General features: G+C 42.1%; 10 protein-coding genes. 6 read left to right on the forward strand and 4 right to left on the reverse strand.

Features of this window, described 5'->3' with window-relative positions:
- Positions 1 to 228: 228 nt before the first annotated feature.
- Positions 229 to 1,161 carry a DMT family transporter gene (locus AC5JP1_RS04260; RefSeq protein ID WP_493843269.1) on the forward strand — a complete coding sequence of 311 codons (933 nt, stop codon included), beginning with the start codon at positions 229 to 231 and terminating at the stop codon, positions 1,159 to 1,161.
- 133 nt (positions 1,162 to 1,294) lie between these two features.
- On the opposite strand, the gene AC5JP1_RS04265 is transcribed toward AC5JP1_RS04260, so the two are convergent.
- Positions 1,295 to 2,743 carry a solute carrier family 23 protein gene (locus AC5JP1_RS04265; RefSeq protein WP_493843270.1) on the reverse strand — a complete coding sequence of 483 codons (1,449 nt, stop codon included), beginning with the start codon at positions 2,741 to 2,743 and terminating at the stop codon, positions 1,295 to 1,297.
- A gap of 537 nt (positions 2,744 to 3,280) precedes the next feature.
- Between AC5JP1_RS04265 and AC5JP1_RS04270 the strand changes: the two genes are divergently transcribed.
- Positions 3,281 to 4,717, forward strand: coding sequence for an L-serine ammonia-lyase (locus tag AC5JP1_RS04270; RefSeq protein WP_493844429.1), 1,437 nt, complete (start codon positions 3,281 to 3,283; stop codon positions 4,715 to 4,717).
- A 133-nt stretch (positions 4,718 to 4,850) separates the two neighbouring features.
- On the opposite strand, the gene AC5JP1_RS04275 is transcribed toward AC5JP1_RS04270, so the two are convergent.
- From AC5JP1_RS04275 to xthA, 3 genes are all read right to left on the reverse strand, one after another.
- Positions 4,851 to 5,249, reverse strand: coding sequence for a DUF4377 domain-containing protein (locus tag AC5JP1_RS04275; protein WP_443524055.1), 399 nt, complete (start codon positions 5,247 to 5,249; stop codon positions 4,851 to 4,853).
- A 389-nt stretch (positions 5,250 to 5,638) separates the two neighbouring features.
- Complete coding sequence (argJ, locus tag AC5JP1_RS04280) at positions 5,639 to 6,862, reverse strand: bifunctional glutamate N-acetyltransferase/amino-acid acetyltransferase ArgJ (RefSeq protein WP_493843271.1); 1,224 nt, start codon at positions 6,860 to 6,862, stop codon at positions 5,639 to 5,641.
- A 68-nt stretch (positions 6,863 to 6,930) separates the two neighbouring features.
- Positions 6,931 to 7,755, reverse strand: coding sequence for an exodeoxyribonuclease III (xthA, locus tag AC5JP1_RS04285; protein WP_493843272.1), 825 nt, complete (start codon positions 7,753 to 7,755; stop codon positions 6,931 to 6,933).
- A 217-nt stretch (positions 7,756 to 7,972) separates the two neighbouring features.
- Between xthA and AC5JP1_RS04290 the strand changes: the two genes are divergently transcribed.
- The 4 genes from AC5JP1_RS04290 to AC5JP1_RS04305 all read left to right on the forward strand — a co-directional run bounded on the left by AC5JP1_RS04290 (position 7,973) and on the right by AC5JP1_RS04305 (position 12,685).
- A complete protein-coding gene (locus tag AC5JP1_RS04290; protein WP_493843273.1) occupies positions 7,973 to 8,575 on the forward strand; it encodes a hotdog domain-containing protein in 603 nt (200 codons plus the stop codon).
- A 6-nt stretch (positions 8,576 to 8,581) separates the two neighbouring features.
- Complete coding sequence (locus tag AC5JP1_RS04295) at positions 8,582 to 9,415, forward strand: ABC transporter ATP-binding protein (RefSeq protein WP_493843274.1); 834 nt, start codon at positions 8,582 to 8,584, stop codon at positions 9,413 to 9,415.
- 194 nt (positions 9,416 to 9,609) lie between these two features.
- On the forward strand, positions 9,610 to 10,404 hold the full coding sequence (locus AC5JP1_RS04300) for an ABC transporter permease (RefSeq protein WP_493843275.1): 795 nt from the start codon (positions 9,610 to 9,612) through the stop codon (positions 10,402 to 10,404).
- 583 nt (positions 10,405 to 10,987) lie between these two features.
- Positions 10,988 to 12,685, forward strand: coding sequence for an AMP-binding protein (locus AC5JP1_RS04305; protein ID WP_493843276.1), 1,698 nt, complete (start codon positions 10,988 to 10,990; stop codon positions 12,683 to 12,685).
- Positions 12,686 to 13,314 lie beyond the last annotated feature (629 nt).

Consider the following 13,314-nt stretch of genomic DNA (forward strand, 5'->3'; position numbering starts at 1 on the left):
AATAGTGTATAAATTCTTAAAAACTTGAACTTTTGGAAATTAATGCTCGTGAATGTCTGACTTTGTATCTGCCCTTTATTTAAGCACTTTCACTACCTATCGTAGTAATCTTTCTAAAACTAAAATAAATTTTGGTTTTACCATTTCATTTCTCGCCTAAAACCACGACAATATGCCTTTGGTCAACCGACATATGTGCCGACTAAAATAATAATATAAGGACGATTTATGGCAATTGCTTCTTCACGCGCCGCCCCTATTGGCTTGGTTATTGGTTGTATTATTTTTGGCTTGGGCAGTCTGATTGTCGCTCATGTCGATATCGGTGGCTGGGCGATGTCGTTTTGGCGACTGGCCATATCAGGTGTCGTATTTGCCTTTTTAGCCAAAATAATGGGACAACGAATACCTCAATCAAGGCGTGCTATTTTTTATGGTTTGTTATCAGGTGCCTTTTTGGGATTAGATTTGGCGCTTTGGCACGAGAGTATCTATGCCGTTGGTCCTGGTATCTCGACCCTACTCAACAGCTTACAGATCTTTTTCTTGGCGGCAATCGGGTTCTTATACTTCAATGAACGCCAATCTATCGTACAGATCATCAGTTTGTTTTTGGCGATGTTGGGCGTGGCCATGATTGGCAGTCCTGAGTTTGCGCATAATACAGCTGCTACTTGGGGCTTTGTCACCGGTATTGTCTCAGGCGCGATGCTGGCCGCATCAATGACCTTTATTCGTAAGACACACGATACCGAACCTGTACCAATCTTTATGCTGATGCAGCTGATCAGTGTTGGCGGTGTTTTAGCGATGATTATACCGATGTTCGTATTTGATACTGGTCATATATTACCCAATACATGGTCTGAGATTGGCTGGGTACTTGTTTACGGTACAGTGATGCAGTGCTTGGCATGGGGTCTGATTGCCTACTCGATTCCGAAGCTGTCTCTGGCACTGACTGGGTTATTACTATTGACTGAACCTATCGCCGCTCTCGTGATTGATTACAGTTGGCTGGACAAACCCATCAATAGCTTACAATGGGGCGGCGCCTTATTGACTATGTTTGCTATTTATTTAGGATCACTGAAACCCAAGCCTCGTGCACTACGTCGTTATGGATTTTTCTCAAAATTTTATAAGCGGGACTATAAGTAAAACTGCGTTTTTGACTGAATACGGTCAGCCAATAAAAAGTGCCCACACTATCAATAGTATGGGCGCTTTTTATTGGCATAATAGACTGTATTACTTATTTAAGCATTTCAGATTTACTTATTATATAGTCTAATTATTTAGCCAATGATTGCTTAGTTGCTTTGGTCTCAGCGCTTTGGTTAAATAACGCATTTAATACGATAGCAGCCAAAGTAGCCGTACCAATACCGCCCAGATCAAAACCACCTAAGTGCAAGCTAAAGTTTCCCGTACCCATGATTATGGTCACTGCCGCGATAATGAGGTTGCTGTTTTTACTGAAGTCGATCTTGCTGTCTATCCAGATTTTTATGCCCGCCACCGTGATAAGACCAAATACCACAATAGACGCACCGCCCAATAACGCAGCTGGTATCGTTTGGATAATCGCCCCAAACTTTGGTGATAGACCCAATATAATTGCAACGATACCTGCAACGACAAATATTGTTGTGCTATATACTTTGGTAACTGCCATCACACCAATATTTTCCGCATAAGTGGTTACCCCTGTACCACCAAATCCAGCCGAAAAAGTCGTAGCCAAACCATCCGCCAAAAACGCTCGACCCATATAAGGGGTGACACGAGCCTTAGTCATGCCTTCTACTGCCTTAAAATGCCCTAAATTTTCAGCTACCAAAATAAAAGCAACAGGAGCAATTAAAATAATAGCGCTCATCTCAAAACTTGGGGTATGAATACTGGGTAACCCCAACCATGAGGCAGCGGCGACCGTACTAAAATCAATTGGCGTACCAAACCCTAAAACATTGGTCATGACAAAATAAGCAAAATAGGACAGCACCAAACCTACCAGTAATAACAGACGACGTAACATGCCGCGCGTAAATATCGCTACACTGCTAATGAGTAATACCGTCAACGTGGCCATCCACGCATCAAACTGATTGGCAGAGACACCCTGAATGGTCACTGGTGCCAAATTCAGACCAATAATCATAACGATGGCACCAGTCACAATGGGCGGCATCAAACGCTCAATCCAGCCTGTACCCGTCTTCATCACCAGCAAACCAATTAGCGCATAAATAATACCGCAAGCCATGATGCCGCCTAGCGCGACATTCAAATTATCATTGAACCCTGCCCCTGCATAAGCGGTCACCGCAATGACGGGCCCAATAAACGCAAAGCTCGATCCCAAGTAACTTGGCATACGTCCACCAGTGATCATAAAGAACATCACCGTACAGATACCAGACATCAAGATAGCTAGGTTAGGATCAAACCCCATCAATAATGGCGCAAGCACGGTCGCACCAAACATTGCAAACGTATGCTGTATCCCTAGCAAGACACTCTTTGATGGTGGCAGATATTCATTAATACCAACTGGATCACGGTCTAAGTTACCTTTGTAGGCTCGCCATGTCGGAAACCAGCGACCATTTTCAAAATCTGGATTTTTTGGGTAGTTTATGGCTGCGGAATCAATACCTGCAGCCTCTAATGCATTGTGAGCTGACTGATCTTGAGCGCTGTTCTCTGGAGCTGATGATGGGTCTTTTTGTGATGGCATGCGCGCTTGTCCTATGTGAGCTGAGCTAAAGTAATAGGCTAAAATAACTAATGAGATAAAAACTGAATGAGGTTGATAGACTGACCAACAAAACCGCGTAAGTTACAGATGATTTAAATCGAAGAAACCTAATGTCCCCTATCAATAATATGTCATCTTAATTCATTCATTTATGTTGTAATATGACAAACCAAAAGTATTATTTGGTATGATAGCCAAGTCTTGATAGCTGCATAAGGTTGAAAATTGTTGTCAAAAACATACTTACCCTTTTGCACGCTAGCATACTCAGTAGCGATATTTACTTACAGGATGTTACATAGTCGTTGACTCCGAGCATGATAGCGGAGTTTCAAAATAAATAAAAGTTATTATTCAGTCATCACTTGTACTCTTTCGTGTTAAACCTTTTATAGACAATGTCTCGCATACCCCTATTAATGGTGGCTGCGGGCGATAACCGTCTGTTGTATTCTCAATAAAAGCGCTCAATGTAATCGTGAGGATTGCTAAGGCTCTTAAACTTTTCGGTAACTTATTATGATTAGTGTTTTTGATTTATTTAAAATCGGAATTGGTCCATCAAGCTCACATACTGTCGGGCCAATGGTAGCCGCCAACCTGTTTTTGGACTCATTAACCAAACAGATAGCATTGACTGCCGTTGCTAAGATAGAAATCGAGCTTTATGGCTCGCTGGCAGCAACAGGAAAAGGGCATGCTACGGATACGGCCATATTGCTAGGGTTACTAGGTCATACGCCAAGCACTATTGATACGCGCATGAGTAGTGACTACTTATCTCCTATTTTTTCTGAAAAAATATTGAATGTGTCAGGTACTCACACCATTGCCTTTGATACAGAGCAGGATATTCATTGGTACGATGACACTGTATTGCCCTACCATCCTAACGCACTGACACTGCGTGCCATATCAAACGATGGCACTCGCTATCAACAGACCTACTATTCGATTGGGGGCGGCTTTGTTATCAATGAAGAAGATGCTACCGACCCAGACGAAGATCATGCCAGCCCAACCATCGATAGCGTGCCTTACCCGTTCAACAACGCAGCAGAACTTCTAGAGCAATGTCGTCAGCATGACTTGAGTATTAGCGAATTGGTACTGGCAAATGAGTGCCACTTCCATGATAAAGCAGAGATATTTGCTTACTTAGATAGTATTTGGGAGGTCATGCAAGACTGTGTAAAGCAAGGCTGTGAAAATGGTGGTATCTTGCCAGGTGGCTTAGATGTTAAGCGCCGTGCACAAGACTTGTACGGTCAACTGTGTGCTGAAAAAGATCAGCCTATCACTAAAACGGATAAACTCGCCGCTATGGATTGGGTAGACTTATACGCACTCGCCGTCAATGAAGAAAACGCCAATGGCGGTAAGGTCGTGACAGCACCAACTAATGGCGCCGCAGGTATTATCCCTGCCGTACTGCACTATTACCGTGACTTTTTGCCCAACTATAGCCAAGACGGCGTCCGCAAATTCTTGTTGAACGCTACTGCTATCGGTAGTCTAATCAAACAAAATGCATCTATATCTGGTGCCGAGGTCGGCTGTCAAGGTGAAGTAGGCTCTGCCTGTGCGATGGCAGGATCTGCATTAGCAGAAATTATGGATGGCACACCAGCCAAGTGCTTAAACGCCGCCGAAATTGGTATTGAGCACAACCTAGGCCTAACCTGTGATCCTATTGGCGGTCTGGTACAAGTACCTTGTATAGAGCGTAATGCGATGGGTGCGGTCAAGGCAATTAATGCTGCACGCCTAGCTTGTAGAGGTAATGGCCAGCACTTTGTCTCTTTGGACAAAGCCATAGAAACCATGAAGCAGACAGGCGCAGATATGTCTGATAAATATAAAGAGACTGCACGTGGTGGGCTTGCTGTTTATGCTGATAACAGAATTCCTACTGCCACTCGAGGTGTTAGTGTCAACTACAGTCAATGCTAATCTGAGTTACCGGTTGTGCTAACGGTGAATCGTAATCGTTAACAGTGATAGCAATAAAAAAGACCTCTAAAAAATTAGAGGTCTTTTTCATGAACAGCATCGTAACGCTAAATCATGACGTTAAGTATTAGAATTACTCAGCAGTTTTCGAAACCACTTCGTTTAGAATCCAGACAGGCTGCACCATATTTGATCCTTCAGCAGCGACTGCTTCTTGGCGTACATCTAAAACATAGCGATAGTTTGGCTCGTAAGTAAAGCCTTGAATGTTACCATTTAAAGTTGTGTAGTTTTTCTGATAGGTTTGACGATACTGTAAGCACTGTGACTCTACCATGCTGCCATCTGTTGCAGTCAGATCACAAACTGCTTTACGCGGTGCAATTTCTACTTCAAAACTTGGGATATTAACCACTTTTACGTTCATAGGCTGTCCTTCCACAACCATTGTACGCTCGTCATCCATGCTCATAGTAGAGCAACCAGAAAGGGCAAAAGTTGTCATCAATGCTGCGAGTGCTAGTTTTTTCATTGTGTATTCCTCAAGTGAGTGGTAATAATTATTTATTGTGTGTCTAGATTTATTATTGAAACTATTTTTCTATGGCAGTGATATTGCTAATTAATCGACAGCAATCAAAAAATATTTCTTTTCAAAAGACTTCTTTTTATCATCAAAATAACAAGTGCCATTTATTTACTTAGGCAAGTATATGCTGCAAACCAACTTACTCTCTACGACTGCTTTGTAAACTAACGTCAGCTTTTGCAACTCATGTTAATAGTATGTATTAAATAACAGAGTGTTTTGATACTCGGCTTACGTTAGAATGCAAAAAGGATTAGAAACCAAAAAGGCCAAAGCAACGTTTGCTTTGGCCTTTCTTGGACGTATTTGAATATTATTTTGAGTTAAGCTTGTTAGCTACGATAATCCGCATTGATCTTGACATAGTCGTATGACAAATCACAGGTATATACTGTATCGCTAGCCTCACCACGAGCAAGATCAATATGAATAGTAATCTCAGCGCGGCTCATGACAGCTTTACCTGCCTCTTCCGTATAGCTCGGCGCAACACCACCATTTTGGCAAATCATGACCTCATCTAAATATACATCAACTTGCTCAGTGTCTAGGTCGTCGATACCCGCATAACCAACTGCTGCTAGGATACGTCCCCAGTTTGCATCACTTGCAAAAAAGGCGGTTTTTACTAGCGGTGAATGCGCCACTGCGTAAGCCACATCGCAGCACTCTTGCGTGGTCTGACCGCCAGTTACCTTGACCGTCATGAACTTAGTCGCGCCCTCACCATCACGTACAATCAACTGTGCCAGACGCACAAAGACTTGGGTCAATGCGTCAAAGACAGGCTGATAATGCGGATGTGCTGGACTATCAATCACATCTGAGCTGGCAGCCCCTGTTGCAATCAATACACAGCAGTCATTGGTTGAGGTATCACCATCGACGGTAATGCGATTAAAAGACTGCTCACTAATAGCGCTCAACATCTCTTGCAATAAATCAGCGGCAATATTGGCGTCCGTTGCTACGTAGCCAAGCATGGTTGCCATATTTGGGCGTATCATGCCTGAGCCTTTTGACATACCAGTGATATGATAACTGGTACCTGACACCTCAATCTTTTGGCTAGTAAGTTTAGGAATAGTATCTGTCGTTCGAATACCATTAGCGGCAGCCAGCCAGCTATCATCAGCTAAAGTTGCCAACGCATCATCTAAACCCGCAATGACTGCATCACTATTTAACGGCTCGCCAATCACACCAGTAGAAAACGGCAATATCGCATGAGTATCTACGCCTGCTTTATCAGCTAAGGCTGTACAGATGTCAACGGCGCGGCGTTTGCCATCAGCGCCTGTACCTGCATTCGCATTACCAGTATTAGTGACTAAATAACGAGGACTGGTCTTGGCAAAGTGCTCACGTAATATGCGCACAGGTGCGGCACAGAATGTATTTTTGGTCGTGACAACTGCCGTGGTCGCTTGTTCCGCAATTTCTATGACAACCAAATCATCACGGTTTTTGTAGCGCACGCCTGCTGCGGTCGCACTGAGTCTAATGCCGTCAATCGGATAGATGGTATCAGGTACTGCTACATTTCCAACAGCCATAATAAAATCCTTACTTTTTAATTGTTATCGTTGTTTTTAAGGGTAACGTAATAAACACTATAGGTATATTACGGTTTTTTTAGATCAAATGCCGACCAAATTGGTGCGTGGTCAGAGGGCTTTTCCATAGCGCGTAGCTCATAGCTGATTCCAGCATCGATACACTCACTAAGAAGATCAGATGTGCACAGAATATGATCAATACGTAAACCGCGCTTAGGCTCATCATTAAAACCGCGACTGCGGTAATCAAACCAACTATATAACTCTGTGCTCTCGGGATAATGCAAACGGTATGTGTCAGTCAATTCACGTGACATCAATGCTGAATACCACTCACGCTCTTCTGGCAAAAACGAGGTCTTTCTATTTTTCAACCAGCGCTTTGCATTAACCTCACCAATACCGATATCGGTGTCTTCTGGTGCAATGTTCATATCACCCATCACAATGAGTGAGCGACCTTCTGCCTTTAGCGTATCAATATAAGCCATCAAATTGGCATAATAAGCGCGCTTCATTGGAAACTTGGTCGGATGATCTTGACTCTCTCCTTGTGGAAAATAGCCATTGAGCACATCTATCTCACGCCCTTCAATCTCATAGCGCGCATGGATAAAACGCTTTTGCGCCTCTACATCTTCACCAGGAAAACCTTTTTGTACAAATATAGGGGCAGTTTTCGATAGTAGTGCCACACCATAATGTCCTTTTTGCCCAAAATACTCTACGTGGTAGCCCAAGCTTTCTATATTATCAAGTGGAAACTGATCATCATGAACTTTGGTCTCTTGTAGACCCATGACATCAGGATCGATTACTTCACGCACCGCCTCAAGCTGATGCTGGCGAGCACGGATACCATTGATATTAAAACTGACAAAACGGGTCATAAAATGTCCTATACTGATTGGTTAAAATACGATGCTAATAAAAACGAATGCGCTATAAATGTCTATGATAACAGACCTCGTCTGTTCGAGCAGTTGCATGGCCTTATATCTTGAGCTAGAGTAGCTCTTATTATAAATATAATAGACGTTTTTTTATTGGCACAAACATATATAGCGTCTTCATCAAACAATACTTATTAGAATACTGAGCACTATTATGACAATGACTGATCAAAAAAATAAAAATGCCGCCCTTAATAACACAGCCCCTAATAACAATATCGAACCACTATTTGCTAAAAACTATAACGTCTACATCAACCACACTGATGCTGGCGGTATAGTTTATCATGCCAACCATCTAGTATTTTTTGAAAACTGTCGCCGCGATTGGTTTACCAAGCTGGGTCTAAATGGTTATTTTTTGCAGACTGATGATGGCGATGTACAGCATTTTGTCGTGAGTCAGGCAGATTTACAATACAAAAGAGCCATTCTCTTAGATGAAATCATCAGTGTCCGTATCGATAAAGTAGAGCTAAAACCTGCCAGCATGATATTTTATCAAAGCATTCATCGAACCCTATCTGATGATGACACTGCCAAAACAACCCGTAGTCAGCTATTAAGCAGCGCCAAGATCGTCATCGCCTGTGTACAGAATCTTGTCAAACCAGAGCCAATGGCCAATGAGCAAACAGACAATAACAAAACTGACACGACAGTGAATACCACCCCAATGCGCCCTATTCGTGTACCAAAACAACTGCGCGATAGTATTGGGCAAGCGATTAGCGCGCAAATGAGTGGACACCAATAGTACTTTATGAGTATCGATAGTGATAAGCCATTACTTGCATTTGAAAATCTCTGGGTATATGGCAGACGAGCAGTCAGCATGTCTGATAATGAAGCTACAACAGGCACGCGAGCAAACGCTTTTACTTTGCAAAAAATATATCAGAACTGGTCAGATAAGCTAAAGAACAATACGACGCCCGATGACCGGACGACTCATAACAGCGCACTAATCAGTGGCGCAAGCGGCGAGCTACATTCAGGTCAAATAACTGTTTTGACAGGGGCTTCTGGTAGTGGGAAATCCGTATTGTTACGCGTGCTTGCAGGGTTACTGCCAATGAGTGCTGGTGTTATTCTCTTACAGAGTAGCAGTGCGCCTATTGGCAGCAACAGTATTGAAATCATTGAGCCTACAGAATGGCGCAAACAAGTTGCTTTACTTGCTCAGCACCCGCAACTGATGGAAGGCCGTGTCCTTGACAACCTAAAGATGCCTTATCAACTGCAAGCACATCAATCTCAAAGCTTTGATATCGACTGGCATATTACGCAACTTGAGACGCTTAATAGAAATGCAGGATTTTTGCAGCAAGACGCTTATCATTTGTCTGGTGGTGAGCGTCAACTCGTCAATACGTTGCGTCTATTACAACTGAATCCAAGAGTGTTATTACTAGATGAACCAACAGCTGCACTAGATGTTGATACCTCAGCGCAATTGGTAACTCTGTTGATGAGCTGGTTACAGACCAATAAACAGCGCACGTTATTGTGGGTCACTCACGATACCAAAGATATCATGCCGCTGGCTAATAGACATTGGCAAATGCAGGCGGGTGTCTTAACTGAGATATCTTGAGACAATTATCCAACGCTAGATAAGCAGTTTAATCCCCCTTGCCCCCACTTTTTTACTCGTTTATTTTTTCATATCTAGAGTTGATCCAATTTAAGAGTGCTACAAGACAACCGAGTACAGATATATATGTCATACTTCAAGCGAGGTTAACGCTGTAGCTCTTTTATAGTGGATCGACAATATAATGAGCACCTATGATTGGTACAGATGATATGCAAGTATTACTAACTTATGGTGATATCACTCTTGCCAGCGGTCTAATTATTATCGTGCTTTTGGTGTCATGGCAGCTGCGCTTAAAACTGACAAAGACACTCTTAATCGCGGCTGTCCGTACCATCGTACAGTTGAGCTTTATTGGTCTGATCCTGGCGTGGATTTTTGCACGTGAGCAGTGGTATGAAGTTTTGCTGATTTTGACCATCATGACGCTTATTGCCGGCAGTGCTGCAAAAAATCGTGTTAAACGCAGCTATAAGGGTTTACTAACTGACACCTTATTAGCAGTGAGCACCTCGGCTGTACTCGTTACCGCGATAGCTATTGTGGTTATTTTAGGGGTTCAGCCTTGGTATACACCGCAATTCATCATTCCTGTACTAGGTTTGATACTGGGCAATTCTTTGACGGCTATCTCGTTGACCAGCAACCAGTTGATTGAAGCTTTTCACGAGCAGCAAGGGCGTATTGAGATGATGCTCAGCCTTTCTGCGAAGCCATTTGAGGCAGTACATGAACAGATACGCGCAGCAATAACTAATGGTATGACCCCAACACTGAACTCTATGCTAGTCGTCGGTATTGTCAGCTTACCAGGTATGATGACCGGTCAGATATTAGCAGGTGCTGAGCCTACACAGGCTGTTCGCTATCAGATTGTCACTATGTTTTTGATCTGTGCAAGTAGCACGCTTGGTTGTACTATCAGTGCTTTATTGATTTATCGACGCTTTTTTAATAAGCGCAAGCAATTTATGCTCCCCCAGTAGCTTCCTCTTTCTCTCCTCTCTATAAATTGATGATCAGACTTCACCGCTCTAAAGCGTTTATGATATCGTCGAGTAGTACTGGCTCCGTGACAAATCTCATCATTAAGTCAATTTATAGAATAGTCATTTCCCATTCGCACATCCATTGTGATAAAAAAAGCACCTCTCATATCTGCCAAATACTTGTACGTCACATATTTTTCAGTTTTTTAGCTTTATGTATAGACTGCTCAGTTTTGCTTTCTGTTGTTGTTTTCAACGCTATTCATGCTAATGTATTGCTTAAATGTATCATTTTTTGATACCTGAGTTGCAAAGAGCAGATAATACTTACCTGAAATATCTATAATTTCTCTTAGGTGATTATCTACTCGTTCAACGTTACTTAATTAATTAGCCAATTGCTTTGGTAATTAAGAAGCATTGAACAACAGCAACACAAGTGAGTAGCCAGTCGATAGACAAGGACGTTGTCGAACACAGCAGAAAATAAAGTAGGTTACTGCTGTTTTGTTATGTTTACGTGCAGATGGCTGCTTTCTTACAACACTTTAACCCATCCTAAATTGCAAGGACGCTGACCATGATGCCGAATAAACCTTGGCTTGCCCAATATCCAGCAAGTGTACCAAAAACCATTAATCCTGATACCTATGGCAGCTTAATGGAGTTGTATGAAGAGTCCTTCGATCGTTTTCGCGGACATCCAATGAGTATCTGTATGGGGGTAACTCATACTTATAACGATGTGGATACTGCCTCTCTTGCAATTGCAGCATGGCTACAAGCACAGGGGTTACCAAAAGGCAGTATTGTGGCACTTATGATGCCAAATTTACCTCAATACTTACCAACCATGATCGGTATCCTGCGTGCAGGTTATGTTTGTACGCCAATCAATCCACTTTATACTGGTCGTGAGCTTCGTCATCAACTGAACGACTCTGGTGCACAAGTTATTTTTGTGGTCGATAATTTTGCACAAGCGCTTGAGCAAGTGGTTGATGAAACTGCTATCAAACGCATTGTTTTGTCCAAATTGGGCGATATGATGGGCTTAAAAGGTATGCTGGTAAATACCATCGTCCGTCAAGTTAAACGCTTGATACCCAAATACAAGCTAAATGATCCCAAGCATGAAGTGACCAAGTTCCCTGATGTGCTCAAGCAAGGCAAAAATCTGCCCTTTCATGCGCCAAAAATGACATTGGATCAACTGGCTATCTTACAGTATACAGGTGGTACCACAGGACTATCTAAGGGTACCGTATTAACTCAGCGCAATATCGTATCCGCCGCTTTAATGGCGGAAGCTTGGTATCGCCCAATTACCTCAGAGATTAACGAGGTATATATCAATATGGTTATGGCGCTACCGCTGTATCACATTTTCGCATTTTCGCTCAGTCTACTGGGTATGCGCTCAGGTTATACCTTTATATTGGTACCCAATCCGCGCGATATGCCAGGGTTTGTCAAAACCTTATCAAAACAACCGTTCCATATATTCCCTGCTGTCAACACCTTGTTCAAAGGATTGCTGGATACTCCTTCCTTTAAAACCTTAGATTTTACACCACTACGTATCTCTCAAGCGGGTGGTATGGCAGCGACCAAACAAACAGCAGAGCGTTGGTTAGAAATCACAGGCTGTCCTATGGTTGAAGGTTGGGGTATGACCGAAGGGGTGGCTGGCGGGACTGCCAATATCCTTACTGATGATAAATTCAATGGCACTATCGGTATACCAGTACCAAGTGTTGATATCATACTCATTGATGAGAATGGTCAACGTGTGGGCGTCAACCAAGCTGGTGAAATGTGTATCAAAGGACCTAATATCACCTCCGGATATTACAATAGAGACAGTACCAATGACTTTACAAGCGATGGGTACTTCTTGACTGGTGATATCGCTAGCATGGATGAAAGAGGCTACTTCACTCTATTGGATCGCAAAAAAGATATGATCTTGGTATCAGGTTTTAATGTGTTCCCTAATGAGCTTGAGTCAGTCATGCTTGATTGTAAAGGTATTTTGGACTGCGCAGTAATCGGTATCCCTGATGAACGTCAAGGTGAAGCAGTCAAACTATATGTAGTCCCTGAAGATAACAATGTTACTAAAGAATATATTAAAGAGTTTGCGTTAGACAATCTAACTGGTTACAAATGTCCGCGTTATATTGAGTTTGTCAGCGAATTGCCGAAAAGTAATGTCGGTAAAGTACTACGTCAAAAACTACGTGAAAAACATAATGCTGAGCACCCTCAGCTATAAGTAGTTTATATTGATCCCGAATATCATTTCATGTTAATTCATGATTTCAGAAAAAAGCCCCACATCAAATGCGGGGCTTTTTTTGTAGTGATTTTTTATATACAAAAACTTATAATGCTGTAACCGGTCTGTTAGTTGTACAATGCTGTTGATTTTTGGCTCGTATCAATTTTTAGGCTTTCAAATCTTATCAATAATTTTATCCATTTAAAATAACCACTTATCTTTTTTAGCTTGCAACATATTTTTTTTGTTATATCAAACTTAAATATAAACTATTAAGTTCTTGTATAGCAATAACAAGATTAGTTGTAGTTGTGTTAATGTAATGCCGCAATGTGTCAGTATGCTTTCTATCGATTTAATTTGATTCTAGGCTAAAAACAGGACACATTATTGCTACCGCTCTAAATGAATGTTTTGATTGTAGAATCAGTAACCAGTCGTTTAATCTACTCAGATGTCTGCTATTCGAACGGCTTACTCTTAGTAGTTAAATAAAACTTTATAAAGGCCTCTGTATTTTAGCTGTATGTGAAAAATAGGATAGCACTCGACAATGCACTGCTTATAAGGCAGCGACTTATATTGTTGACATGGATGTGACTACTTCTCTATAGAACCTTAGC

The sequence above is a fragment of the Psychrobacter sp. H29 genome, assembly GCF_059073055.1.

What these genes read in the sequence shown, in the direction of transcription:
- AC5JP1_RS04260 (WP_493843269.1), top strand. Translation starts at nt 229, where the DNA reads ATGGCAATTGCTTCTTCACGCGCCGCCCCTATTGGCTTGGTTATTGGT.
- AC5JP1_RS04265 (WP_493843270.1), bottom strand. Translation starts at nt 2,743, where the DNA reads ATGCCATCACAAAAAGACCCATCATCAGCTCCAGAGAACAGCGCTCAA.
- AC5JP1_RS04275 (WP_443524055.1), bottom strand. Translation starts at nt 5,249, where the DNA reads ATGAAAAAACTAGCACTCGCAGCATTGATGACAACTTTTGCCCTTTCT.
- argJ (WP_493843271.1), bottom strand. Translation starts at nt 6,862, where the DNA reads ATGGCTGTTGGAAATGTAGCAGTACCTGATACCATCTATCCGATTGAC.
- xthA (WP_493843272.1), bottom strand. Translation starts at nt 7,755, where the DNA reads ATGACCCGTTTTGTCAGTTTTAATATCAATGGTATCCGTGCTCGCCAG.
- AC5JP1_RS04290 (WP_493843273.1), top strand. Translation starts at nt 7,973, where the DNA reads ATGACAATGACTGATCAAAAAAATAAAAATGCCGCCCTTAATAACACA.
- AC5JP1_RS04295 (WP_493843274.1), top strand. Translation starts at nt 8,582, where the DNA reads ATGAGTATCGATAGTGATAAGCCATTACTTGCATTTGAAAATCTCTGG.
- AC5JP1_RS04300 (WP_493843275.1), top strand. Translation starts at nt 9,610, where the DNA reads ATGATTGGTACAGATGATATGCAAGTATTACTAACTTATGGTGATATC.
- AC5JP1_RS04305 (WP_493843276.1), top strand. Translation starts at nt 10,988, where the DNA reads ATGATGCCGAATAAACCTTGGCTTGCCCAATATCCAGCAAGTGTACCA.